The 25,263-nt window shown below is 63.2% G+C and carries 24 protein-coding genes; 16 read left to right on the top strand and 8 right to left on the bottom strand.

What is annotated here, in order from left to right; all coding sequences use genetic code 11:
- Positions 1-129: 129 nt before the first annotated feature.
- Entirely contained in the window at positions 130-453 is a 324-nt protein-coding gene (gene fdxA / locus FFS21_RS01260; protein ID WP_137923121.1) for a ferredoxin FdxA, read from the bottom strand.
- Positions 454-811: 358 nt separating this feature from the next.
- Between fdxA and FFS21_RS01255 the strand changes: the two genes are divergently transcribed.
- From FFS21_RS01255 to FFS21_RS01230, 6 genes are all read left to right on the top strand, one after another.
- Positions 812-1,360, top strand: a complete 549-nt coding sequence (locus FFS21_RS01255) for a hypothetical protein (protein ID WP_249359044.1) — start codon at positions 812-814, stop codon at positions 1,358-1,360.
- A 55-nt stretch (positions 1,361-1,415) separates the two neighbouring features.
- Positions 1,416-2,594 carry a nicotinate phosphoribosyltransferase gene (gene pncB / locus FFS21_RS01250; RefSeq protein ID WP_137923120.1) on the top strand — a complete coding sequence of 393 codons (1,179 nt, stop codon included), beginning with the start codon at positions 1,416-1,418 and terminating at the stop codon, positions 2,592-2,594.
- Between the two features lie 38 nt (positions 2,595-2,632).
- Positions 2,633-3,325, top strand: coding sequence for a LutC/YkgG family protein (locus FFS21_RS01245; protein ID WP_137923119.1), 693 nt, complete (start codon positions 2,633-2,635; stop codon positions 3,323-3,325).
- 233 nt (positions 3,326-3,558) lie between these two features.
- Positions 3,559-4,989: a sodium:proton antiporter gene (locus tag FFS21_RS01240; RefSeq protein ID WP_137923118.1), complete on the top strand. Its 1,431-nt coding sequence runs from the start codon at positions 3,559-3,561 to the stop codon at positions 4,987-4,989.
- 5 nt (positions 4,990-4,994) lie between these two features.
- Complete coding sequence (locus tag FFS21_RS01235) at positions 4,995-5,990, top strand: 2-hydroxyacid dehydrogenase (protein ID WP_137923117.1); 996 nt, start codon at positions 4,995-4,997, stop codon at positions 5,988-5,990.
- Positions 5,991-6,039: 49 nt separating this feature from the next.
- Complete coding sequence (locus FFS21_RS01230; protein ID WP_137923116.1) at positions 6,040-7,428, top strand: DNA recombination protein RmuC; 1,389 nt, start codon at positions 6,040-6,042, stop codon at positions 7,426-7,428.
- A gap of 57 nt (positions 7,429-7,485) precedes the next feature.
- Here FFS21_RS01230 and FFS21_RS01225 read toward each other — a convergent pair whose 3' ends face one another.
- The 5 genes from FFS21_RS01225 to FFS21_RS01205 form a co-directional block, all read right to left on the bottom strand.
- The gene (locus FFS21_RS01225; RefSeq protein WP_137923115.1) at positions 7,486-7,767 is read right to left on the bottom strand and encodes a hypothetical protein; all 282 of its coding nucleotides are present in this window, start codon (positions 7,765-7,767) and stop codon (positions 7,486-7,488) included.
- Between the two features lie 226 nt (positions 7,768-7,993).
- Positions 7,994-9,280 carry a molybdopterin molybdotransferase MoeA gene (gene moeA, locus FFS21_RS01220; RefSeq protein ID WP_137923114.1) on the bottom strand — a complete coding sequence of 429 codons (1,287 nt, stop codon included), beginning with the start codon at positions 9,278-9,280 and terminating at the stop codon, positions 7,994-7,996.
- A 28-nt stretch (positions 9,281-9,308) separates the two neighbouring features.
- Positions 9,309-9,938 carry a molybdenum cofactor guanylyltransferase MobA gene (mobA, locus tag FFS21_RS01215; protein ID WP_137923113.1) on the bottom strand — a complete coding sequence of 210 codons (630 nt, stop codon included), beginning with the start codon at positions 9,936-9,938 and terminating at the stop codon, positions 9,309-9,311.
- 8 nt (positions 9,939-9,946) lie between these two features.
- Positions 9,947-11,071 carry a GTP 3',8-cyclase MoaA gene (moaA, locus tag FFS21_RS01210; RefSeq protein WP_137923112.1) on the bottom strand — a complete coding sequence of 375 codons (1,125 nt, stop codon included), beginning with the start codon at positions 11,069-11,071 and terminating at the stop codon, positions 9,947-9,949.
- Positions 11,072-11,300: 229 nt separating this feature from the next.
- Positions 11,301-14,414 carry an Rne/Rng family ribonuclease gene (locus tag FFS21_RS01205; protein ID WP_137923233.1) on the bottom strand — a complete coding sequence of 1,038 codons (3,114 nt, stop codon included), beginning with the start codon at positions 14,412-14,414 and terminating at the stop codon, positions 11,301-11,303.
- Positions 14,415-15,393: 979 nt separating this feature from the next.
- Here FFS21_RS01205 and FFS21_RS01200 point away from each other — a divergent pair.
- Genes FFS21_RS01200 through FFS21_RS01185 form a run of 4 tightly spaced genes read left to right on the top strand, consistent with a single transcriptional unit; the run spans position 15,394 to position 18,712 of the window.
- Positions 15,394-16,395, top strand: coding sequence for an RluA family pseudouridine synthase (locus tag FFS21_RS01200; protein ID WP_137923232.1), 1,002 nt, complete (start codon positions 15,394-15,396; stop codon positions 16,393-16,395).
- A gap of 60 nt (positions 16,396-16,455) precedes the next feature.
- Entirely contained in the window at positions 16,456-17,115 is a 660-nt protein-coding gene (locus tag FFS21_RS01195) for an HAD-IA family hydrolase (RefSeq protein ID WP_137923111.1), read from the top strand.
- Positions 17,108-17,491, top strand: a complete 384-nt coding sequence (locus tag FFS21_RS01190; protein WP_137923110.1) for a Rieske (2Fe-2S) protein — start codon at positions 17,108-17,110, stop codon at positions 17,489-17,491. Before FFS21_RS01195 ends, FFS21_RS01190 begins: the two co-directional genes overlap by 8 nt.
- Positions 17,492-17,530: 39 nt before the next feature.
- Complete coding sequence (locus tag FFS21_RS01185; protein WP_137923109.1) at positions 17,531-18,712, top strand: S49 family peptidase; 1,182 nt, start codon at positions 17,531-17,533, stop codon at positions 18,710-18,712.
- Positions 18,713-18,760: 48 nt separating this feature from the next.
- Here FFS21_RS01185 and FFS21_RS01180 read toward each other — a convergent pair whose 3' ends face one another.
- Both FFS21_RS01180 and FFS21_RS01175 read right to left on the bottom strand, forming a co-directional pair.
- Entirely contained in the window at positions 18,761-19,492 is a 732-nt protein-coding gene (locus FFS21_RS01180) for an SAM-dependent methyltransferase (protein WP_137923108.1), read from the bottom strand.
- Between the two features lie 3 nt (positions 19,493-19,495).
- Positions 19,496-20,095 carry a Maf-like protein gene (locus FFS21_RS01175; protein WP_137923107.1) on the bottom strand — a complete coding sequence of 200 codons (600 nt, stop codon included), beginning with the start codon at positions 20,093-20,095 and terminating at the stop codon, positions 19,496-19,498.
- Positions 20,096-20,260: 165 nt separating this feature from the next.
- Between FFS21_RS01175 and FFS21_RS01170 the strand changes: the two genes are divergently transcribed.
- The 6 genes from FFS21_RS01170 (at position 20,261) to fabG (ending at position 25,257) form a co-directional block, all read left to right on the top strand.
- The gene (locus FFS21_RS01170; RefSeq protein ID WP_137923106.1) at positions 20,261-20,875 is read left to right on the top strand and encodes a YceD family protein; all 615 of its coding nucleotides are present in this window, start codon (positions 20,261-20,263) and stop codon (positions 20,873-20,875) included.
- 121 nt (positions 20,876-20,996) lie between these two features.
- Entirely contained in the window at positions 20,997-21,176 is a 180-nt protein-coding gene (gene rpmF / locus FFS21_RS01165; protein WP_008644820.1) for a 50S ribosomal protein L32, read from the top strand.
- 189 nt (positions 21,177-21,365) lie between these two features.
- Entirely contained in the window at positions 21,366-22,445 is a 1,080-nt protein-coding gene (plsX, locus tag FFS21_RS01160; RefSeq protein WP_137923105.1) for a phosphate acyltransferase PlsX, read from the top strand.
- 52 nt (positions 22,446-22,497) lie between these two features.
- Complete coding sequence (locus FFS21_RS01155; protein WP_137923104.1) at positions 22,498-23,478, top strand: beta-ketoacyl-ACP synthase III; 981 nt, start codon at positions 22,498-22,500, stop codon at positions 23,476-23,478.
- Positions 23,479-23,551: 73 nt separating this feature from the next.
- A complete protein-coding gene (gene fabD, locus FFS21_RS01150) occupies positions 23,552-24,487 on the top strand; it encodes an ACP S-malonyltransferase (RefSeq protein ID WP_137923103.1) in 936 nt (311 codons plus the stop codon).
- 20 nt (positions 24,488-24,507) lie between these two features.
- Positions 24,508-25,257, top strand: coding sequence for a 3-oxoacyl-ACP reductase FabG (gene fabG, locus FFS21_RS01145; RefSeq protein WP_137923102.1), 750 nt, complete (start codon positions 24,508-24,510; stop codon positions 25,255-25,257).
- The last annotated feature ends 6 nt before the right edge of the window (positions 25,258-25,263 follow it).

Genomic DNA, 25,263 nt, shown 5'->3' with positions numbered 1-25,263 from the left:
TCCTGATACGTTTGGGGGCAATGGCGTGCCCGGTATTACGGGAAAGCGCGTGGGGACGGGCTTTCTTTGACGCTGGCCAGCCGCTCAGGCTGAATCCGCCGGAGTCTATGCTGGCGCGTCGGTCTTCTCTTATCGCTGCAGGTACTGCAGCTTGTCGGTCGCGTCCTTCCATTCCTCGGCCTCGGCCAGCGGGGCCTTGGTCTTGGTGATGGACGGCCAGCTGCGCGACAGTTCGGCGTTCAGCTCGATGTATGCCTGCTGATCGCCGGGGACGTCTTCCTCGGCGTAGATCGCGTTCACCGGGCATTCGGCCACACATACGGCGCAATCGATGCACTCGTCGGGATCGATGGCCAGGAAGTTCGGGCCTTCGCGGAAACAATCGACCGGACACACATCAACGCAGTCGGTGTAACGGCAACGGATGCAGGCTTCGGTGACAACGTGAGTCATTTCGGTTCCAGAAAAACGGATCGGTCTTCGATGGGGATTTGTCCAGGGCCGCTTCTTGCCGCCGCTCTTGCGAAGTTGCCCGCTACGCGTCGAACGACGTGTATGTCAATCGGGGTAACTTGGGGCGAACGGGGGCCGTGGCCTTTCAAAGACCGATATTGTAGCTGAGCCACTCCGCAAGGATAGCGAGTCTATATAGCCGGGTAAGATAGTTTTCTTATTTCTTTATGTACTTTCCATCCCCTTCGGTGCCGAAATCGGCCCGCCATGCGGTTTTCGGGCGGTTGACTGGTCGCGGAGCCCGGACGGAAAGACTACTATTCCCACGTCTCATGCGTGGCTATCTGGAGAGTGAAACGTGACCGGACGAGCGAAGTTGGCCATGGCGGCGCATACCGTGCTGGGCGTGCTTTGTGGCGTAGGCATCATGTCGGCCAGTTTGGTCACTGTGCCGGCGATGGCGCAGTCGCCGCAGGCAGCGGTGCCTCGGGGCGACATGGCAGGCAGCGTCGTCTCGCGACTGGTGGCCTCGCGTGCACAGTCGGACCAGCCCGTGGCGCTGGCGTCCCTGACAACGTTCGAATGGGACAGCTTCAGCGTGGAACGTACACCGGCCGGTGTCGCGATGGCCAACTGCAACCGCGACGGGCTGGTGCCTTGCGAAAAAGATCTCCAGCCGTCGCCCGATACCTTGATCCAGGTCCTTCGCTTCGATCAGGCGGGCAAGGCGGTTTATCAGGAGCGGATCATCGTGGCATCGGGCAACTTTGCCGAACCGCTGCCCGCCGCAGTGCCGCGCGGCCAGGCCATGCTTGTCACGTGCGCGGACGGGCGGGGCGGGCAGCTCTGGTGCCTGCAATCCGCGCCGCGTGCGCCATTGCGACTCATGGGACTCGATGGCGCGTGACTTTCGGTTAGCATGAGGGCCTGTCATCGGCACGCCGTGCGCCCCGCCCCCCGCTATGATCATTCGCTCCCTGCTCGACACCGACCTGTACAAATTCACGATGATGCAGGTGGTGCTGCACCATTTCCCGCAGGCCCAGGTCGAGTACCGTTTCAAGTGCCGCAACGTGGGCGTGGACCTTACGCCCTATGTCGATGAGATCAGGGCCGAGCTTGCCAGCCTTTGCGAGTTGCGTTTCAGCGACGACGAGCTGGAGTACCTGCGCGGCATGCGCTTCATCAAGAGCGATTTCGTCGATTTCCTGGCGCTGTTTCACCTGAACGAGAAGTACGTGATGGTGCAGCCATCGCCGTCGGGCAACGGCGAGATCGACATCGAGATCCGTGGTCCGTGGCTGCATACCATCCTGTTCGAGATCCCGCTCCTGGCCATCGTCAACGAGGTGTATTTCCGTCGGACGCAGCCGCAGCCCGATCTGCAGGAAGGGCGCCGCCGGCTAGAAGAGAAGCTGGACCTGCTCAAGGTGCCGCAATACACAGACTGCGTGATTGCCGACTACGGCACGCGCCGCCGCTTCTCACGAGACTGGCAGGAGGAGGTTCTCCTGTCGATGCGATCGATCCTTGGCCCGCAACTGGCGGGCACCAGCAACGTCCATTTCGCGCGGCTGCACAACATGACGCCGCTCGGCACGATGGCGCACGAGTACCTGCAGGCGTGCCAGGCGCTGGGGCCGCGACTGCGCGATTCGCAGGTCTACGCGCTGGAGAACTGGGCGCGCGAGTACCGTGGCGATTTGGGCATCGCGCTTTCAGACACCTATGGGTTCGATGCCTTCCTGCGTGATTTCGATTTGTTCTTTTGCAAGCTGTTCGATGGCGTACGCCACGATTCCGGCGATCCGTTCGAATGGGGCGAGCGCATGCTGGCTCACTACGCGGCCAACCGCGTGGATCCCCGCAGCAAGACGCTCATCTTCAGCGACGCATTGCATATCCCGAAGGTGATCGAGCTCTACGAGCGGTTCCGGCACCGCTGCAAGCTCGCATTCGGCGTAGGAACCAACCTGACCAACGACCTGGGCTACACGCCGTTGCAGATCGTCATCAAGATGGTCCGCTGTAACGGCCAGCCCGTTGCCAAGCTTTCGGATACCCCGGAGAAGACCATGTGCGACGACCCCGGCTACCTGTCTTATCTGCGGCAGGTATTCGAGGTCAGCGCGGGTCGCTGATCGATTCATCGTACAAGCCGTTATCTCTACACATCGACATGGAAACCAACGACGCCCGTGACCGCATCTTTGCCCGCATCCGTGCCGCCCAGGGCAGGGGCGCGAAGGTGACCGATGGCGAGCGCCAGGCGGTGGCCGACTATCTCGAGCGTCATCCGCAAGGACCGCAACCCGCCATCGATGGCGATCTGGCTGAAGCATTCAGCCTGCAGGCGCAGAAGATGGCGTCGACCGTGGACCGCGTTGCCACGCTGGCCGATGTGCCGGGTGCCGTGTCGCGCTATCTCGATGGCCTGAAACTCGTGCGCCGCGCGGTGGTGTGGGCCGCTCTGGAAAACCTGCCATGGGCCGAGTCGGGACTGACGGTGGAATGCCGTCCGCCGCTGCGCGATCCGCAGGGAGATCGGGATCATGGCGATCTCGTTGGCATCACAGGGTGCTTCGTGGCGATTGCCGAGACCGGCTCGCTGATGCTGCTGTCGGGGCCCGACACCTTTGCTTCGGCAGCGCTGCTGCCCGAGACGCACATCGCGGTGGTGCCGGCCTCCCGCATCGTCCCGAATCTGGAAGCGGCCTTTGCACGCATGCGCGCCGAGCACGGCCAGTTGCCGCGCGCCACCAACATCATCAGCGGTCCCTCCCGCACCGGGGATATCGAACAGACGATCGTACTGGGTGCGCATGGCCCGTATCGGGTCCACGTGGTGCTGGTGGAGCAGGATGCCGTGTGAAGGGCGACATGACCCAATACCGCAGCCGGACACATTGAGACCTTTCTCAAAGGGCTTTGCTTTACACTGACCGCTTCGTTGCGCGCTGACGTTCCACGCCCTGGTGAAAATCCGGACGCGCGCGCGTTTCGTCATCCAGTTCATCGCCGGCAACGCCTGGGAAGTCCCAGGTCCGCTGCGTTTCACGCACGACGGGCCGCGCGAGTGGTTCAAAAAAAGGGAGTCCTCATCCGATGCGTCGTGTTGTCACGCTGCTTCCTCAGATTCTGTTTGCCTCGACATTGCTGTTTCCTGCGTGGGCGCAGGCGGCGGATCTCGACGGCGCCACGCTTTCCGCAGTCTGGGGCGTGCCCTTCGCCGGCACTCTCCTTTCGATTGCCCTGTTCCCGCTGATCGCGCCGAAGTTCTGGCATCACCATTACGGCAAGGTCGCGATGGCCTGGGGCGCACTGTTCCTGGTCCCGTTCGCCATGCAGTTCGGCCTGCACACGGCTGTGGCCAACACCGTCCACGCGCTGCTGGGCGAATACATCCCGTTCATCGTGCTGCTGACCGCGCTCTATGTGGTGGCGGGCGGCATCTGCGTGCGCGGCAACCTGCATGGCACGCCGAAACTGAATACGACCATCCTGGCGTTGGGCACGGTACTGGCCAGCCTCATGGGCACCACGGGCGCGGCCATGTTGCTGATCCGCCCGCTGCTTCGCGCGAACGATAACCGCAAGCATGTGGCACATGTAGTGGTGTTCTTCATCTTCCTCGTAGCCAACGCCGGCGGTGCGCTGACGCCGCTGGGCGATCCGCCGCTGTTCCTGGGCTTCCTCAAGGGTGTGGAATTCACCTGGACGCTGCGCAACCTTCTGCCGGAGACGTTGTTCATCTGGGTTGTGCTGCTGAGTCTGTTTTACTTCGTTGACCGGCATTACTTTCTGAATCGCGAGGAGGAGTTGCCGCGTGGGCAGGACCCCACGCCGGACTCGGCGGGCATCCGCATCGATGGCAAGATCAATTTCCTGCTGCTCGTGGCGGTGGTTGGTCTCGTGCTGATGAGCGGACTCTGGAAGCCCGGTGTCGCCGTCGACGTGATGGGCACGGAGGTGCCGCTGCCGGCGCTGGTGCGCGATGTGTTGCTGGTGATCGTGACGATCCTGTCGTTGATCTTGACGCCGGCGTCGGCGCGCAGTGGCAATGAGTTCAACTGGGAGCCGATGCTCGAAGTGGGCAAGCTCTTTGCCGGCATTTTCCTGACCATCATCCCTGTGATCGCGATGCTCAAGGCCGGTACGGACGGCGCATTCTCCGGTGTGATCCGTACGGTCAGCGACAGCAATGGGCAGCCCATCGACAGCATGTATTTCTGGGCCACCGGCATCCTGTCGTCGTTCCTCGATAATGCGCCGACCTATCTTGTATTCTTCAACACGGCCGGCGGCGACGCCGCTACGCTGATGACGCGCGATGCCTCTACCCTGGCGGCGATTTCGGCCGGCGCCGTGTTCATGGGCGCGAATACCTATATCGGCAACGCGCCCAACCTGATGGTGAAAGCGATTGCGGAGAGCCGCGGCGTGCGCATGCCGAGTTTCTTCGGCTACATGGCGTACTCGTGCGCCGTGCTGGTGCCGCTGTTCCTGCTGATGACGTTCCTATTCTTCCGAGTCTGACTACCATGAAGCCCTCCGTCCTGGTGACCCGTGCCATCTTCCCCGATGTCATCGAACGTCTTTCGCAGTATTTCGATGTCGATGACAACCAGCAGGATCTGGTGCTGGATGCCGCGGCGCTACGCACGCGGCTGGCCGGCAAGGCTGGCGTGCTGGCCAATGCCGCCGATCGGATCGATGGAAATGTGGTTGGCGCGCTGCCGCAGTTGCGTGCGGTCTGCAACATGGCGGTGGGCTACAACAATCTCGACCTGCCGGCGTTGACGGCGGCGGGCATTGTCGCGACCAATACGCCCGATGTGCTGACGGAAACCACGGCCGATTTCGGATGGGCGCTGCTGATGGCCACGGCGCGGCGGGTGACCGAGGGCGAGCATTATCTACGGGCCGGCAAGTGGGAGCGGTGGAGCTACGACATGCTGGTCGGCATGGATCTTCATGGCAGCACGCTCGGCATTCTCGGCATGGGACGCATCGGGCAGGGCCTGGCGCGCCGTGCGTCAGGCTTCGACATGCAGGTGCTGTATCACAACCGCAGTCAGTTGCCCGCCGAGATCGAGCAGTCGCTCAACGCACGCTATGTCAGCAAGGCCGAGCTACTGCAGCAGTCGGATCACCTCATCCTGGTGTTGCCGTACAGTGCGGAGAGTCACCACACCATCGGCGCGACGGAACTCTCGCAAATGAAACCAACGGCCACGCTGGTGAATCTGGCGCGCGGCGGTATCGTCGATGATGCGGCACTGGCAGCAGCGTTGCGCGCGCGCACGATTTTCGCGGCAGGGCTGGATGTGTTCGAAGGCGAGCCGAGCGTGCATCCCGACCTGCTGACGGTGCCGAACGTCGTGCTGACGCCGCATATCGCAAGCGCCTCGGAGAAGACGCGACGCGCAATGGCCAATCTGGCGGCGGATAACCTGATTGCAGCGCTCGATCTGGGCCCGCAGGCGGGCAAGCCGCCGACCGTCATCAATCCCGACGTCATGGTTCGTCGCCGCTGAAAGCTTGTCGTTGATACCTCGTCGCTGACATCACCCGCTCTTCCTCTCCATGTCCTTGATTTCGTGGCTCACGCTCGCAGCCGCCATCGTCTCGGTGGTACTGCTGGCGATCCTCCTTGTGCGCATGCCCCGCAAGGGGTCTGCCGACCTGTCACCGCAGCTTGGCGAACTGCGAGACGACGTGCGCGAAGACACGTCGCGCGGTCTTGAGCGGCTGGAGCGCGAGTTGCGTCTGGAGTTGGCAGAGATGGCACGGGGCAATCGCGGTGAGGCGGGCCAGCAGATGCTGCGTTTCCAGCAGCAACTGTCGGCGCAGTTGACAAGCATCGCCACGGTGCAACAGCAGCAACTGGCGCAGATGTCCGAGTCCAACGAGCGACGGCTGGCCGATGTGCGCGCCACGCTCGAGCAGAAGCTGCGCGATATCGAGGCCAACAATGCGGCCAAGCTCGAAGAGATGCGACGCACGGTGGACGAGAAGCTGCATGCCACGCTGGAACAGCGGCTGGGCGAATCGTTCAAGCTTGTCTCGGATCGGCTGGAACAGGTGCACCGCGGGTTGGGCGAGATGCAGGTGCTGGCGCAGGGCGTGGGCGATCTCAAGCGGGTGCTGACCAATGTGAAGTCGCGCGGAACCTGGGGCGAAGTGCAGCTCGACATGCTGCTTGAGCAGGTGCTGACACCGGAGCAGTACGGCAAGAATGTGGAAACCGTGCGCAACTCGGGCGCACGCGTGGAGTTCGCGATCCGGCTGCCGGGCCGCGATGCCGGTGCGGCGCCGGTCTGGCTGCCGATCGACGCCAAGTTCCCGAAGGAGCAGTACGAGCGATTGATTGACGCGCAGGAACGCGGGGATGCCGAGACCGCCCAGGCAGCCAGCCGTGAGCTGGAAGTGGCCGTGCGGCGCGAGGCTCAGCGCATCGCCGAGAAGTATCTGTCGCCACCGGCTACCACTGATTTTGCAATCCTGTTTCTGCCGACCGAGGGACTGTATGCCGAAGTACTGCGCCGCCCCGGATTGACCGATCAGTTGCAGCGCGATTTCCGTGTGACCGTGGCGGGTCCGACAACACTGACGGCCCTGCTCAACAGCCTGCAGATGGGATTCCGCACGCTGGCGCTGGAAAAGCGGTCAAGCGAGGTCTGGGAGGTGCTGGGCGCCGTAAAGACGGAGTTCGGCAAATTCGGTGAAGTACTCGCCAAAACGCGCGATACGCTGGTGCGCGCCGCGCGCAATATCGAGCAGGCGGAAGTCCGTACGCGGCAAATGGAGCGCAAGCTGCGCACCGTGGAGGCATTGCCGGGAGAGTTGGCGGAGCAGTTGCTGGGCACGTCCGGACCGGTGGCGCCGGACGAACCCGGTCAGATGGTAGGAGCAGCTAGTTCGCAGGAAGCCGTGCAGGAGAGCGGGGAAGGGCAGGAAGACCGCCTGGTCTGATCCGATGGCGGTCCGTCTGTGCTGCGGAGGCGACGGCGCGGGATGACTTGCGCGCGACTACTGCCGATCTTCGGGGGTGAGTTCGCGGATGTGAACTTCGATGCCGCCGAATCGGGCAGCCACCCAGTTATAGGCGCGACAGCCGAGCCACAGCAGGCCAAAGCCGATCAACGCGTTCAGGATCAGGGCCGTGAAGACCGCGATGCCGGGCAGATCACCGTAGCGTACAAACGCCACAAACAGGCCCATGGCGACGATTGGTACCGAGAAGCACAGATACACAAGCACCAGCGCACGAGCTGTCTTGACGGGGTGGAGATAGGCGATCTCCTGGTTCATGACGACAGACACAATGTTGGGGGAAATCGGTTTTTCGTGGTGCAAGTGTAGCGACTGCAAAGTACGTCGCATAGTCTGCCTGACTGGCAGAGCAGGCATTTTAGGAATCGGTGTGTGCTTTCCGCGCAGAGTGCGGCACAAATACGACACCGCACACGGGAACCGAAAGCGCGGTATTGCTTAGGCCGCGCGTTGGTCGTTCCGCCAAGCGGCCAGACACTGCCGGTCAGACCAGCCCGTCGAACAGCATTACGCTGACCAGGTCGCCAGCCGCCACCGATGTTTGATCGTGATCAAGCACGATAAAGCCGTTGGCCTCGCTCATCGAGCGCAGCACCCCCGAACCCTGTTCGCCTGTGACGCGGACTTCCAGTTCGCCGTCCGGACCGGGTGCCACAATGCCGCGTTGGTATTCGGTACGGCCCGGGCGTTTCCGAATCGGCGTAGCGCTGCGTACGCGGATGCGCGGCAACGGCGCCACATCGGCCCCCATCAGTCGGTGCAGCGCGCCGCGCACGAAATTGTAGAAGGTGACCATCACGGCTACCGGGTTGCCTGGCAATCCGAACAGCACGGCTTCATGGCCGCCCGAGGCAATCCGGCCAAAGGCCATGGGCCGGCCGGGCCGCATGGCAATCTTCCAGAAACTGACGTCTCCGAGACGGGCCATGATCTGCTTCGTATAGTCTGCATCGCCTACCGATACACCCCCGGAAGTGATGACGGCATCGGCAACTTCGCAGGCGGTGCGGAATGCAGCTTCCATGATTTCCGGATCGTCGCGCACCACGCCCATATCGATCAGTTCGACATTGAGTCGTTGCAGCATGCCATGCAGGGTGTAGCGGTTCGAATCGTAAACGCAGCCAGGGTCCAGCGTTTCGCCAATCGAGCGCAGCTCGTCACCCGTGGAGAAAAACGCGACGCGCAGGCGCCGGCGTACCTTGACCTCGACCACGCCGAGAGAAGCCATCAGGCCCAGGTCTGCCGGGGTCAGGATGCGGCCGGCCCGCAAGGCGGCTTGTCCACGCGCCAGATCCTCGCCTTGACGACGGCGGTTGTCGCCAGCACGAACCGCGTCCGGGCGAAATCGAACTTGATTGCCACCGGCCTGGATCTCGACGAATTCCTGTGGAATGACGGTGTCGCAGCCCGCCGGCATGACCGCGCCAGTCATGATGCGCACGGCCTGTCCCGCTTTTGCTTCGCCATCGAATGCATTGCCCGCATACGCGGTGCCGCTGACTTCCAGGACGACATCGCCATCGCCTTGATTCAGCATCGCGCCGGCAAACGCGTAGCCGTCCATGGCCGAGTTGTCGTGTGCGGGCACGTCGATCGACGAGATCACGTCGTTGGCCAGCACACGCGACAACGCCGAGCGGATCGGCAATTGCTCGATGCCGCGCACGGGCTCGATCACATCCGCAATGATGGCGTTGGCCTGGGTGACGGGTAGCGCCGTGGGGTCGTAGTCAGACTGGCAAGAGATGACGGATTGCAGGGAAGGCATGGTGGATGGCGTAGATTTGCGCCGCGGCTCAGGGCCGGGGCGCCGGCTCGCGAGGGCGGCTTGAGGTTTCGTGCGCGCGCAGTTCGTCGAGTGTGTTGATGTTCGCGAACGCAGATGCGTCCTCGAACGGCACCTGCGCCAGATGCTGCGCGGTCAACCACGTTTCTATCTTGCGATGTCCCGCATCGACATAGGTGCGCAGACTGGCGGCGGCGCTCACTGGCATCAGGCAGAACACAGGCTGCAGACGGTGGCGGCCATCGGCTTCCTTGACCAAGGGGATCGCCATGTCGGCGCCTTCCATGTCAATGGCACGGGCCAGGCGCTCGACCAGATCAAGCGGCAGGAACGGGGTATCGCACGGTGCGGTGACCATCCAGCCCGTCTTGCATTGGGCCAGGGCGGCGAGCATGCCGGCCAGCGGCCCGGGAAAATCCGGGATGTCGTCTTGGATCACCGGAATGCCGAACGTCGCATAGATCTCGGCATTGCGGTTCGCGCTGATCAATTGCGCACCTGTTTGCGGCGCCAGCCGTGCGATCGTGTGCCGGACCATCGGTCGGCCGAGGAATGGCTGCAGTCCCTTGTCCGTGCCGCCCATGCGGCTGCCGCGCCCACCGGCGAGGATCAGGCCCGTGATGTCATCCCGCTCGATCATCCGCCGACTCATCCACCGATGTACGACATTTCAATCTTCCGCTCGGCCCGCGCAGCACGTACTGCGGGGTTGCTGCGTTGTTCTGAATAGTTGTCGGTGCGCCCCTGCCAGACCTGGGCGATGGCGTTGCCGATTTCGAGGTCGCTGTGTCCGCCGCGCAGCAACGCGCGCAGGTCATAGCCCTCGGTCGCAAACAGGCAGAGATACAGCCGGCCTTCGGTGGACAAGCGAATGCGGCTGCAATCGCCGCAAAACGCATGTGTAACGCTCGAAATCACGCCGATCTCGCCGCCGCCATCGCGATAGCGCCAGCGCTCGGCCGTCTCGCCCGAGTAGTTGGCCGTCAGGGCTTCAAGCGGAAAGACCTCGTCGATCCGGCGCACGATCTCGGCGGAGGGCAGGACCTCGTCCATCTGCCAGTGATTGCTGGCGCCTACATCCATGAATTCGATGAATCGGACGATGATGCCGCTGTTTCGGAAATGGCGCGCAATTGGCACGATCTCCTGATCGTTGGTGCCGCGCTTGACCACCATGTTGACCTTGATCGGCGCGAGTCCAACGGACTGCGCCACCTCGATGCCGTGCAACACATCGCGCACGGCGAAGTCCACATCGTTCATCTTGCGGAACGTGGTGTCGTCGATGGCGTCAAGGCTGACCGTGACACGGCTCAGGCCCGCGTCTCGCAACGACTGCGCCTTGCGCGCGAGCAGCGAGGCATTGGTGGTCAGCGTCAGGTCCAGCGGCTTGCCGGAGGGCGTCTCGATGCGCGCGAGCATCTCCACAAGACGCTCGATGTTCTTGCGCAGCAGCGGCTCGCCGCCAGTCAGCCGGATCTTCTCGACACCCTGGGCGACAAACAGCCGTGCGGCGCGCTCGATTTCCTCGAAGCTCAGTAGTTCGGAATGCGGCAGGAAGGTGTAGTCCTTGTCGAACACTTCCTTCGGCATACAGTAGACGCAACGAAAATTGCAGCGATCTGTCACCGAGATACGCAGGTCATGCAGTGGCCGGCCACGCGTATCCGCGACGAGCCCGGTCGGTGCAGACAGGCGCGAAGGGATGCTCGGCACCATCGACTTGTATCGGTGGTCGCGCATGTCGAAAATCGGAATGACAGTGTCGGTCATGGCTGGTCTGGCCGCTGCCGTCAGGGAGTGGGGACCCGGCTGGTTGCGGTGCGGCGTCTGCCGCCATTCTAGCCGCAAGCCGAAGGACGACGCGCGCGCGCTTGTCTCATCTGCAATACAGTTTGCAGGTGGGCATGGGGATACAGCGCCGGGATGCCGCCCATCACCTGGGTCACCAACGAAAAAGGGGACGGCATTGCCGTCCCCTCGTCACAACGTGCGCCGCAGCTTATTGCTGTTGCTGCTGTTGTTGCTGCGCCGTATCGCGTTGCTGGCCGCCGGTTTCCACCAGGACCATCGGACCTTCCGGCAGCGGCGGCAGCGGCTTGCGCTCGCGCACCACCCGTGCAGCCGGGGCGACGCGTGCGGCGGCTTCCTGCGCTGCAGCATGTTTGCTGGAGTCCGTTTCGACCCACTGCAGGCCTGCAGCCTCAAGCATCGGCTCCAGTGCGACATCCGTCTTCGGCGTTGCCTGAACTGCTGCAGGTGCTGCAGCGGCCACCACGGCGGCTTCCACAGCCGGAACCGGGGCAGGCGCCACATCAGCCGTCACGATGACTTGCTCAGGGACGACCGGTGCCGTAGCAACCGCCGGAGCCTCGACTGCCGGAGCCGCTACCGGTGCGGGTGCAACATACGCCGGCGCAGGCGGCACCACGGCTTCCGCCTGGGGCGTTGCAACGGCTGCGAACACGGGCTCGGCAACCGGCGCCTGGACAACTGGCTCGGCGCGAGCCACGGGAGCGGACTCTACGTGCTGGGTCGGCGAGGCAACCTGAGGTGCCGGGGCTGCCGCCGATGCCGGCGTTGTCACCGGCTCCGAATCGGACTCCGATTCCGTCACGCCGCTGCTGACTTCCGCCAGATTGGCCTCATTGACTTCAAGGTTCTGCGCGCCATCTTCGCGTTCGCGACGATAACGATTGCGACCACGACGGTTACGGCGACGACGTTCTTCGCCTTCTGTACCTTCCGCACCTTCGAATGCTGCCTCGGTGCCCTCGGCACCTGCCGGGATGTCGGTTGCAGCGCTGTCGGTATTGACGGCGTAGGCCGGCGCAGCCTGGGCGGCTTCGAACGCGGTCTGCTGTGCAGCCTGGCCTTCGGTCAGCGTTTCGTCGGTCTCGCGACCTTCGGCCCGTTCACGCTGGCGTTCGCGCTGGCGCTCGCGGCGTTCCTGGTTGCGTTCGCGACGACCTTCCTGACGGCCTTCGGTGCGCTCGCCCTGAACCACGGCCGGAGTGGCCTGGCCTTCACGCGGTGCGCGCGGCTGGCGTTCGCCACGCGGTTCGCGCGGTTCACGGGCCTCGCGCGGCTCACGTGCTTCACGCGGTTCGCGTTGTTCACGTGACTCGCGTTGCTCGCGCTGTTCACCGCGCTGCTGATCGGAGCGCTCGCCACGCTGGCCGCGACCCTGGCGTTCGCCACGTTCGCCTCGGTCACCGCGCTCGCCGCGCTGTTCACCACCGCGCTCACCACGGGCCTGGCGGCCTTCGCCGCGCTCACCACGCTGGCCACGGCCTTGACGGCCTTCGCCGCGTGCCGGCGATTCAACTGCCGGTTTGACCGGCTCTGCCACGGGAGCAGGTGCCGGCGTTGCGCCGAACAGACTCTTGAGCCAGCCGATGATGCCCCCGCCCGTGACGGGCTGCGTAGCCGGCGTCGGGCGTGCTGCTGCATCGGGCTTCGGCGCACGTTCCGCGCGCGGTACCGAGACCGGGGCCGGAGCGTCAGGCGTGATGCCCTTGACGGCCGCTTCCTGGCGTGGACGTGCATCTTCCTTCTTGCGGCTGCTGTAGCTCGTGTCGGCTTCGAGTTCCTTCGCAGCCGCTTCCGCCATGCGATAGCTGGCGGTGGAGTCTTCCAGGCGCGGATCGTCGTGGCGCAGGCGTTCGAGCTTGTAGTGCGGCGTTTCCAGATGCTTGTTCGGGATCAGCAGCACATTGACCTTGAAGCGCAGTTCGATCAGGTTGATGTCCTGACGCTTCTCGTTCAACAGGAAAGCGGCCACTTCCACCGGCACCTGGCAGTGAATGGCGGCCGTGTTTTCCTTCATCGCCTCTTCCTGGATGATGCGCAGCACCTGCAGGGCGGACGATTCGGTATCGCGGATGTGACCTGTTCCATTGCAGCGCGGGCAGGTGATGTGCGAGCCTTCCGACAGCGAAGGACGCAGGCGCTGGCGCGACAGTTCCATCAGACCGAAGCGGCTGATCTTGCCCATCTGCACGCGGGCGCGGTCGTGGCGCAGGGCGTCCTTCAGACGCGTTTCCACGTCCTTCTGGGCCTTGCCGGACTCCATGTCGATGAAGTCGATCACGATCAGGCCGCCCAGGTCGCGCAGGCGCAGCTGGCGGGCAATCTCGTCGGCGGCTTCCAGGTTCGTGCGCAGCGCGGTTTCCTCGATGTCCGCACCCTTGGTGGCGCGGGCCGAGTTCACGTCAACCGACACGAGGGCTTCGGTATGGTCGATCACGATGGCACCGCCAGAGGGCAGCATCACCATGCGCGAGTACGCCGATTCGATCTGGTGCTCGATCTGGAAACGCGAGAAGAGGGGCACGTCGTCCCGGTACTTCTTCACGCGGTTCATGTTGTCGGGCATCACCACGCTCATGAACGCGCGGGCCTGCTCGTGGATTTCGTCGGTGTCGATCAGGATTTCGCCAATGTCGGGCTGGAAGTAATCCCGGATGGCGCGGATGACAAGGCTGGACTCCAGATAGATCAGCAGCGGCGCCTTGTTGTCACCGGCGGCGCCGTCGATGGCCTTCCACAGTTGCAGCAGGTAGTTCAGATCCCATTGCAGCTCTTCGGCGGCACGGCCGATACCGGCGGTGCGCGCGATGATGCTCATGCCTTCCGGCACCTGGAGTTGCGCCATGGTCTCGCGCAGTTCCTGGCGATCCTCGCCCTCGATGCGGCGCGATACGCCGCCGCCACGCGGGTTGTTCGGCATCAGCACCAGGTAGCGGCCGGCGAGCGAGATGAACGTCGTCAGGGCAGCGCCCTTGTTGCCGCGTTCTTCCTTCTCCACCTGGACGATCAGTTCCTGGCCTTCGTGCAGCGCATCCTGGATGCGCGCATTGCGCACGTCCACGCCGTCCTTGAAGAAGGCACGAGCCACTTCCTTGAACGGCAGGAAGCCGTGGCGCTCTTCGCCGTAGTTGACGAAGCACGCCTCGAGCGACGGCTCGATGCGGGTGATGACACCCTTGTAGATGTTGCCCTTGCGCTGTTCGCGCCCGGCAGTCTCGATGTCGATGTCGATCAGTTTCTGACCATCGACGATGGCGACGCGCAGTTCTTCCTGTTGCGTCGCGTTGAACAGCATGCGTTTCATCGCAATACCTCGCTCCAGTGTCGCGGGAGATCGATGGGTCATGAGGGGATCATGCCCGCGACGGTCCAGGGAGCACGCGAGGAAAGAGAGCGAGGTCGGGAGAATTGCCGGAATTGCCGGCGCGCAATGCACGCGGCCGGCTGGGCGCGGGTGAAAGGAGAGGCTGTGGGCGTTCTGGCTCCCGCAAACGATGCGGGCGGTCCGCCGGGTCGGGAGAGGGCAAATGGGCCTGCTCCTGATGCAACGGCTTCTGGCGGATGCCGGCGGGGCGGGCGACGGGAAGGTGTCCGTGCCAGTGGCACAGGTCTACGCTACCAATCGCTGCCGGGCCGGGATGGCCAGGACGCGTCAAAGAGCAACTTATCCGGACGCGGCAAGGCTTGCCGAGTCAATCCGACCTGTACCGCGTTCGGGCGCGCCGCTGCTTCTTGGCGTTCTGCGTCCGGGCGCCAGTGCCGCCTTGCCGGATGACGGCAAAGGGAGGCAAGTCGCGGCCGATACTTCAGGTCGGGTGACAGGGTTACCTGCCGGGGCCGGCACCGATTCCCGGTGCGGGCGGTCTTCTCTCACCGTTGCGGATGCCATGCTGCGGCATCCGCATTGAATTCTTTTCTGCCTGAACACTCTGTTTCCACGTGTCGGCCGGCTTTTGCCGAAGGCGCCTCTGGGCGACTTCCTGCGCGCCAGCGCAACGCGTGCGTGCTGCTGTTTGCCACCATTTGCCCGTCTGGCGCCTTGCGGGGTACGCAACATGCGGGAGACGGGCCGGGTCGATGGCAACCCGAAGTGTAAAATGCGGAATCTTGCGCGGATACTGGTGAGACTACCCAAGACAAGGCTTGGTGTTTCTCGCACATTCCGTACCGGCCTGCCGCAAACCTGGCAGGTACATACGATCCGGATTCGCGCCAAACATCGCTTACACAAAGTCGCGCGTTGCCGGTCCTTGGCCAGCAACAGCCGGGAAATTATATTGAAAATGAATGAGTTACGCCATCAAATTGAAACGGAGCCGCAATCGCGTCCCGCCGCGCTCCAGGTGGCGTATGTCACGATCGATGAAAGCGCCGATGGGCAGCGCATCGACAACTTCCTGCTGAAGATCGCCAAGGGGGTACCGAAGAGCCACATCTATCGGGTGCTGCGCTCCGGCGAGGTACGGGTCAACAAGGGGCGCATAGATGCAACCTATCGGTTGCAGATTGGCGATGTGGTGCGGATTCCACCGATGCGCGTGGCGGAGAAGGCCGCAGACACGGGCCAGCACGTGCCGGCTGGCGAGTTTCCGGTGTTGTTCGAAGATACCCACCTTTTGGTCATTGACAAGCCGGCTGGCGTGGCGGTGCATGGCGGATCGGGCGTGGCGTTCGGTGTTATCGAGCAGTTGCGCCGGGCGCGACCCGAAGCGAAGTTCCTCGAACTGGTTCATCGGCTGGATCGCGAGACATCTGGCGTGCTGGTGCTCGCCAAGAAGCGGTCAGCGCTGGTGAACCTGCACGAGCAGATCCGTGGCAACGGCATGGACAAAAGGTACTTCGCCTGCGTTGCCGGCGAATTCCAGAACGCACGGCAACATGTAAAACTCCCTCTATATAAATACAGCACTGCGGACGGAGAGCGTCGGGTCAGGGTGCAGGCCGATGGCTTGGTGTCACACACGGTGTTCAACCGGGTGAAGTCGTTCGAGGGTTACACGCTGTTGGAAGCAGAGCTGAAGACCGGCCGAACGCACCAGATTCGTGTCCATCTGCAGTCCATCGGCTTTCCGATCGTTGGCGACGACAAGTACGGTGACTTTGCGCTGAACAAGGCACTTTCACGCAGCGGTGTTCGTCCCGGCATCAAGCGAATGTTCCTGCACGCCCACCGCCTGACGCTTACGCATCCGAGTACGGGCGAGCCAATGACCGTCTCGGCGCCGTTGCCCGCCGAATGTGTTGATTTTCTGCAACAATTGAAGCAGATCGACGGCGCGGCCTGACGGCTGGGGCGCACCGTCCAACATCCTTCTGCACACTTTCCGCATCGACCAAGGACCGCAATGGCCAGGCAGCGCTACGACCTGATCGTTTTCGACTGGGATGGAACCCTGATGGATTCCACGCCCACCATCACCAAGTGCATTCAGTTGGCCAGCCGTGACCTGGGGCTGCCAGTGCCCGACGACAGCGCGGCCAGCCATGTGATCGGACTCGGTCTCAAGGACGCGCTGTCGTACGCAGTGCCATCGCTCGATCCCACCGACTATCCGCGTCTGGCCGAACGCTATCGCTTTCACTTCCTGACCCGCGACGCCGAACTCGTGCTGTTTCCAGGCGTACGGGAAATGCTCGAAGCGTTGCACGCGGAGCACTATTTCCTCGGTGTGGCCACCGGCAAGACGCGCGTGGGCCTGGAGCGCGCGCTGGCCAGCACCGGCCTGGGCAAGCTGTTCGATGCCACGCGCTGTGCCGATGAAACATTCTCGAAGCCGCACCCGGCGATGTTGCACGAGCTGACCCGAGAACTGGGCCAGGACATCGAGCGCACGGTCATGATCGGCGATACGACACACGATCTGCAGATGGCCGCCAATGCTGGCGCGCAAGGGCTTGGCGTCTGCTATGGTGCGCATCCCGCCGATTCGCTGCGTGCGATGTCGCCGGTGCATTGCGCTACGTCAATTGCCGATTTGCACGATTGGTTGCTCGCGAATGCCTGAAGGACTGTTTGCGCCTCGCCGGCTGTGCGCGGCGAAAGCCCTGGCCGAAGGCGGTGTGGGCGTGCGCTTCACGGTGCGGCTCAACGCGCGTGAGGTCGGTGCGTTTGTGGTGCGCTACGACGGCGTTGCCCATGGCTACCTGAACCAGTGTGCCCATGTTCCCATGGAGCTGGACTGGCAGGAGGGACAGTTTTTCGACAGTGCGGGCATATACTTGATGTGCGCGACACATGGCGCGACCTACGCGCCAGACACCGGCCTTTGCGTAGGCGGCCCTTGCCGGGGCGCCGCGCTGGCCAAGCTTCATATCGAGGAACGCGAGGGTGCAGTCTACTGGCACCCCGAGGCTCCCTTTCTGCCGCCCGACGCCAGTTGAAGCCGGGCGGTTTTCCGTCAGACGCCTGAGTCTATTTGCATGACAGAACAGCAAAAACCGCCATCATCCGATTCCTCCGATCTTTCGGGTCAACCATCGGGTCAAGCCGGGCAACATCCCGAGGGATCTCCCGCCAGCGAAAGACTGGAGACCGTACGCCGCGCCGACTATCCGCTGGAGCAGGAACTGCAGGACAGCGAGGCAGCGGCCCGGCGCGAGGCCGACGATCGGCGCGCGCGCATGGCAGGCAAGGGCGGTGTTCCGGTGGGTTCCGGCAGTGGCGGGGGTTGGGAGCGCGATGTGCTCGAAAAAGTGTTGATGGCCACGCTGCGCGAGCAGCGCGCGGCCCGTCGCTGGAAGATTTTCTTCCGGCTGGTGACTCTGGCCATCCTCGCGGTGATCGTCTTCGCCGTCTTCGATTTCAAGGGCGATGGGCTGGCCAGCACCTCGGGCCGGCACACGGCGATGGTCACGCTGGAGGGTGAAATCGCGGCCGGCACCCCTGCCAGCGCGGAGTCCATCAATGCATCGCTGCAGGCGGCGTTCGCCGATACCAACGCGGCAGGCGTCATCCTCAAGATCAATTCGCCGGGCGGTTCGCCGGTGCAGGCCGGCATCATCAACGACGAGATTGCTCGCCTGCGCAAGACCTATCCGGACAAGCCGTTCTACGTGGTTGTCGAGGAGATCTGCGCGTCGGGTGGCTATTACGTGGCAGCGGCGGCTGACAAGATCTATGTCGACAAGGCCAGCATCGTTGGCTCCATCGGCGTGCTGATGGATGGGTTCGGTTTCACCGGTCTCATGGACAAGCTCGGCGTGGAGCGCCGGCTGTACACGGCAGGTTCAAACAAGGGCATGCTCGATCCGTTCTCGCCGCAGGTGCCGCGTCAGAAAGCCTATGCGGAGTCGATGCTCAAGGAAATTCACCAACAGTTCATCAACGTGGTGAAGGAAGGGCGCGGCGATCGGCTCAAGGACGATCCGGAACTGTTTTCGGGATTGTTCTGGTCCGGCGAACGGGCCGTCGAACTGGGCTTGGCCGATGGTCTGGGTAGCGCGGACTACGTAGCGCGCGATGTGCTCAAAGCCGAGGACATCGTTGACTACACGGTCAAGGAAAACGTTGCAGAACGTGTGGCCAAGCGGTTTGGTGCGGCAATGGGTTCGGCAGCGATGAAGGTGATGCTCCTGAATTCGTCCGCGCCGTCGGTACGGTAAGTGGGCAAGCCCTCCCCGGCAATTGGGGAGGGCGGTGAGAGTGCGGACTTACTGCGCCAGCAGCGAGAAGATCGCGGGCCGTTTGTGCAGCGACAGGCGCTCGGGTCGCCAGGCCGAGATCGGCAGCGTGACGATGGCTTCCGTTGGCAAGGTCAGGTCCACGGCGATCGACAGCAATGTCGTGCCCGCGCAATGCTGGCGCAGCGCATCGAGTAGCGCGCCGTTCCGGTAGGGCGTTTCGATCCACACCTGTGTCTGACGTGCCTTGCGCGAGTGATGTTCGAGTTCGCGCAGCTTCTTGATGCGCTCGCCAGCGTCCACCGGCAGATAGCCGTTGAATGCGAAGCTCTGGCCATTGAGTCCGGAGGCCATGACTGCGAGCAATATCGAGCTTGGCCCAACCAGGGGCCGCACCGTGACGCCAACCGTGTGGGCCAGCCGGACGAGGTCCGCACCGGGATCGGCCACGGCCGGCACGCCCGCTTCGGACAGCAGGCCGCCATCGCGGCCGTCTGCAATCGGATCGAGCAACGCGGCCAGTTCCTTTGCCTTCGTATTGACGTTGAGTTCGCGAATCTCGATCTGCTGGATTGGATGCGTCAGCGGGCTGGTCTCGCCCAGTTTCTTCAGGAACGCGCGCGCGGTTTTGGCATTTTCTGCGACAAGGTAGTCCAGCCGTGTGGCGACTTGCTGGACGCCCACCGGAATGACATCGGCCAGGGGGTCGGCTTCGTCGCGCTTGCCCAGCGTATTGGGAATCAGATATAGCGTGCCGGCCATTGCTCAGGCTCCAAAGAAGGGGTATCGGGTCTGGCGCAGCATGCCGGTCAGCGCGATCAGCGGCAGGCCAATCAACGCCGTGGGGTCATCGGATTCCACGCGGGACAGCAACGCGATGCCTAGCCCTTCGGCCTTGGCGCTACCGGCGCAATCGTAGGGCGTCTCGATGCGCAGGTAGGCATCGAGTTCGGCGTCGGAGAGATCGCGGAACGTGGCGCGGGTTTGTACATCGGCCAGTTGTGCCACGCCGCTGCGGCTATCCAGCAGGCACAGCGCCGAATGGAACGTCACGGTGCGGCCGCGCATCAGTTGGAGTTGCGCCAGCGCATTCTCATGGTTGCCGGGCTTGCCGATCTGCATGTCGTCGAGCGTGCAGACCTGATCCGAGCCAATGACCAAGGCGCCGGGATGGCGCGCGGCAATGGCCTCGGCTTTCAGTCGTGACAGCCGGAGCGCCGTGGCTTCCGGTCGCTCGCCGGCCAGTGGTGCTTCGTCAATATCGGGCGTGGCGGTCTGAAAAGGTATGCGCAGGCGCGCCAGCAACTCCCGGCGGTATGGGGAACTGGAGCCAAGGATCAGCGTAGGTAAATTGTCGGAGGACATGTCAGGCCAGGCTCAGGTCGGTTTCGTTTTGTATACTTTGACGGGTTGGCTGTTTACGCCGTATAATCGCGCGTTTGGCTGCACAGGCGCATTCGTTATCGAGCATTCTCGATAACCGCTGCCGGCGAGTTGTGGCAAACAAGGCATTTTCCCAATTCCGTCTGTATGAGTCAGCCGACCCAGCCTGCGGCGTCCGCCGCGGCCTTCGATTTGCATGAAACCGATCTCTTCGCCTTTTGCCGCAAGGGTGGCAACGTGGTGGGAGACTTGGCTGTGCGCGATTTGCCGCGCATCTTAGCCGAGACGGCTGCCGATGCGCCAGCGTCGGCCCGGGACGAAACGTTCCGGTACACGCTGACTGGGTTTGCGAAGGATGAGGCGGCAGAGCCGGGCATGGCGGCTACGCAGCGGCTGTACGTCGACGTGACGGTAAGCGGACGTGTGTGGCTGGATTGCCAGCGATGCCTGCAGGTGTACGCCGAACCGGTGGCCACGGACATGCGGTTCGAGGTCGTGTCCACCGAGGAAGCGGCGGAAGAGGCATCGATGGATGATGATGAGGTCGATGTCATTGTCGGCTCGAAGAAATTCTCGGTGCTTGAACTATTGGAAGACGAGGTGCTGCTGGCATTGCCGACAGCCCCCAAGCATGTGACCTGTCCGACCGTTCACGACTCGCTCGTGACCGGCGCGGACGGTGAGGTGGAGCCTGAGGCGCCACCAGAAGAAAAGCGGCCATCGCCCTTTGCGGCGCTGGCTGGCCTGAAGACGAAGCACTGATGCCGCATGGTGCGGCCGGAAGTTCGTTTTCACGGTAGCAGGTCAAGCACCCAGCCGGGCCCCGGCTACGCCTTGCGCAGGGTGCGTGTGTTAATATCGCAAAATTCTCGAAGGAGTCATCATGGCTGTTCAACAGAACAAGAAGTCGCCGTCCAAGCGCGGCATGCATCGTTCGCACGACCACCTGTCGGTCGCACCGCTGGCCGTCGAGCCGACCACCGGCGAAACGCACCTGCGTCACCACGTGAGCCCGAACGGCTACTATCGTGGTCGCAAGGTCATCAAGACCAAGAACGACTGACCAGGTCGTCAGGCGTGACCCTGTGTCTCGCTCGCGCACGTTGTCAGGTGTAAGACAGGAAAGCGGCAAGCTCGTTGCCGCTTTTTTGTTGGGCGCTCGGCGCTCGCACGACGGCGTATCCGCGCGTCCGGCTGCTTGTGTTCCCGACCGATGCGGCGGGTGCCGACGCGCTTTCCGTATCAGGAAACAATGACGATCAAGCTCGCTATCGACTGCATGGGCGGCGATCACGGAGTGTCCGTGACGGTGCCAGCGGCGATCAGTTTTCTATCCAGTCACGACGATGCCGAAATGATCCTGGTCGGCCTGCCCGACGCTATCAGTGCGCAGCTCAAGAAGCTGAACGCTGTGGATCATCCGCGAGTCACCATCGTCCCGGCTACCGAGATCATCACCATGGATGATCCGGTGGAGGTGGCGCTGCGCAAGAAGAGAGACTCTTCGATGCGCGTGGCCGTGACGCAAGTCAAGGAAGGCACCGCAGGCGCCTGCATCTCGGCCGGCAATACCGGCGCGCTGATGGCGGTCTCGCGCTATGTGCTGAAAACGCTCGAAGGCATCGAGCGGCCGGCCATCGCCACCACGATTCCGAACGAACAAGGCTGGGGTACCACGGTGCTGGACCTTGGCGCTAATGCCGATTGCGAGCCGGAGCATTTGCTGCAGTTCGCCCGGATGGCCGAGGCCATGGTGTCCGTGGTGGACCACAAGGACCATCCGACCGTGGGGCTGCTCAATATCGGCGAGGAAGTGATCAAGGGCAACGAGGTGGTCAAGGCTGCCGGCGAACTGCTGCGCGCTTCCGAACTGAATTTCTATGGCAACGTGGAAGGCAACGACATCTTCAAGGGCACGACCGATATCGTGGTCTGCGACGGGTTTGTCGGCAACGTGGCGCTCAAGAGTACCGAGGGCCTGGCCAAGATGATCGGCAGCATGATCAAGGAAGAATTCACGCGGTCGTGGTTCACCAAGTTGCTGGCAGGTGTGGCCATGCCCGTGTTGTCGCGGCTGGCGCGTCGCCTGGATCCCGCCCGCTACAACGGCGCGTCGCTGCTGGGCCTGCGCGGGCTGGTGATCAAGAGCCACGGTTCCGCCGATGCCCATTCTTTTGAGTGGGCTATCAAACGCGGGTATGATGCCGCCAGAAATGGCGTCATCGAACGCATAGCGAAGGCTTTCGCCAACAAGTCCGGTGCCTCAGGCGCCGTGGCGGGCGGGCCAGAGAACGACGCACCGGACCCACATTCCGATACACGCGCCGCTTGAAGCCGATTGGCCGCTGCGGGCAGGCGGCCGGGCACCACGATCCGACACTCTCATGACCAAGTACGCAAAAATCATCGGTACGGGGAGCTATCTGCCCCCGCGGCGTGTGACGAATCACGAGCTGGCTGTGCAGCTGGCTGAAAAGGGTATTGAAACGAGCGACGAGTGGATCGTCTCGCGCAGTGGCATCTCGGCACGCCATTGGGCCGAGACCGACGTTACGTCGAGTGACCTGGCTGTCAAAGCGGCCGAGCAGGCGATTGCCGCGGCCGGTATCGATCGCCAGGACATCGACCTGATCATCGTCGCCACGTCCACACCTGATTTCGTGTTCCCCAGCACCGCCTGTCTCGTGCAGCAGAAACTCGGCATCACGAATCATTGCGCGGCGTTCGACCTGCAGGCTGTTTGCTCGGGCTTTGTCTATGCCATGTCGACGGCGGACAAGTTCATCCGCAGCGGCTCGCACAAGAACGTGCTGGTGATCGGTTCGGAAGTATTCTCGCGCATCCTCGATTTCAACGATCGCACCACCTGCGTGTTGTTCGGTGACGGTGCAGGCGCAGTGGTACTCTCGGCGTCCGACGAACCGGGGATCCTGTCTTCGGCCATGCATTCTGACGGCAGTCATGTGGATATTCTCTGCGTGCCGGGCAATGTGTCGGGTGGCGCGATTGCAGGCAATGCCTTCCTGCACATGGATGGTCAGGCTGTGTTCAAGCTGGCCGTGACGGTGCTGGACAAGGTGGCACGCGAAGCCATCGCGGCCGCCGAGCTGCAAGCCGACGATATCGACTGGCTGGTGCCGCACCAGGCCAATATCCGCATCATGCAGGGCACGGCCAGGAAGCTCGGGCTGCCGGCCGAACGCATGGTGTCCACGGTGCAGGAGCACGGCAACACGTCGGCGGCTTCGATTCCGCTGGCGCTCGATGTGGCTGTCCGCGATGGCCGTATCAAGCCGGGACAGACCGTGCTGCTGGAAGGCGTCGGTGGCGGTTTCACCTGGGGCGCGGTACTGCTGCGCATGTAATATGCGGCCGGCATGATGTTCCAGGTGAACGACGTGCCGCCCCGACAAGATGAATAGCTAGGACTGGATCCCGATGAAATTCGCATTCGTATTCCCCGGCCAGGGTTCGCAGGCAGTTGGCATGCTGAACGCGTTCGCAGACAACGCCGTCGTGCGCGCCACGCTCGAGGAAGCTTCCACCGCGCTGGGCCAGGATATCGGCAAGCTGATCGCCGAAGGTCCGGCCGAAGAACTGAACCTGACGACGAACACACAGCCGGTGATGCTGACCGCCGCCGTGGCCGTGTACCGGGCCTGGCTGGATGCGGGCGGTGCCGTGCCGGCGCTGGTTGCAGGCCACAGCCTGGGTGAATATTCGGCCCTGGTTGCTGCAGGTGTCATTCCGTTTGCAGACGCCGTGCCGCTGGTCCGTTTCCGCGCACAGGCCATGCAAGAAGCCGTGCCGGTGGGCGAGGGCGGCATGGCCGCGATTCTCGGTCTCTCCGACGATGATGTCCGTGCTGCATGCGCAGAAGCTGCAGCCGCAGGTGCCGGCGTAGTGGAAGCCGTGAACTTCAACGCGCCGTCCCAGGTGGTGATCGCCGGGCACAAGGGAGCCGTCGAAAAGGCTTGCGAGATTGCCAAGAGCAAGGGCGCCAAGCGCGCACTGCCACTGCCGGTCTCTGCGCCGTTCCACTCGTCGCTGCTCAAGCCGGCTTCCGATCGCCTTCGCGAACGCATGGCTGGCCTGACATTCGCCACCCCGTCGATCCCGCTCGTGAACAACGTCGATGTTGCCATCGTCAACGATCCGGCACAGATCAAGGATGCGCTGGTCCGCCAGGCGGCCGCGCCGGTGCGCTGGGTCGAGTGCGTGCAGAAGTTCGCTGCCGAAGGTGTGACGCACGTCATCGAATGTGGCCCGGGTAAAGTGCTGGCAGGTATGACCAAGCGCATCGACAGCACCCTGGTTGGTGGTGCAATCTTCGATCCGGCGTCGCTGCAGGAAACGCTGTCGCTGTTGAAGTAAGAACAAGGAACGGACGCAACATGAGCAAGACTCTGGAAAATCAGGTCGCGCTGGTGACCGGTGCATCGCGCGGCATTGGCCGGGCGATCGCGCTCGAACTCGCACGTCAGGGTGCAACGGTGATCGGTACGGCCACGAGTGAATCGGGTGCTACTGCCATTGGCGAATACCTGGCGGCCGATGGCCTGAAAGGCCGTGGCGTGGTGCTGAACGTCAACGACGCCGCGCGTTGTGACGCGGTGATCGAAGAGATCGTGAAGACGCATGGCGGCCTGGCGGTACTGGTGAACAACGCCGGTATTACGCAGGACCAACTGGCCATGCGCATGAAGGACGACGACTGGACGGCGGTCATCGATACGAACCTGACGGCGGTGTTCCGTCTGGCCCGTGCCGTGCTGCGTCCGATGATGAAGGCCCGCGGTGGCCGCATCATCAACATCACGTCGGTGGTGGGCTCGACGGGCAACCCGGGCCAGATGAACTACGCGGCCGCAAAGGCTGGCGTCGAAGGCATGACGCGTGCGCTGGCCGCCGAGATTGGCAGCCGGAATATCACCGTCAATTGCGTGGCGCCTGGTTTCATCGATACCGACATGACCAAGGTATTGTCGGAAGAGCAGCATGCGGCACTGAAAACCCGCATTCCGCTGGGCCGACTTGGACAGCCGGAAGACATCGCGAATGCGGTGGCCTTCCTGGCAGGTCCGCAGGCCGCCTATGTCACGGGCACTACGCTGCACGTGAATGGCGGCATGTATATGAATTGATTGCGG

The sequence above is a fragment of the Cupriavidus sp. 2SB genome (genome assembly GCF_005503625.1).
Taxonomy (GTDB): Bacteria; Pseudomonadota; Gammaproteobacteria; order Burkholderiales; family Burkholderiaceae; genus Cupriavidus.
Note: the sequence above shows the minus strand (reverse complement) of the source record. Positions and strands in the feature narration are given on the sequence as shown.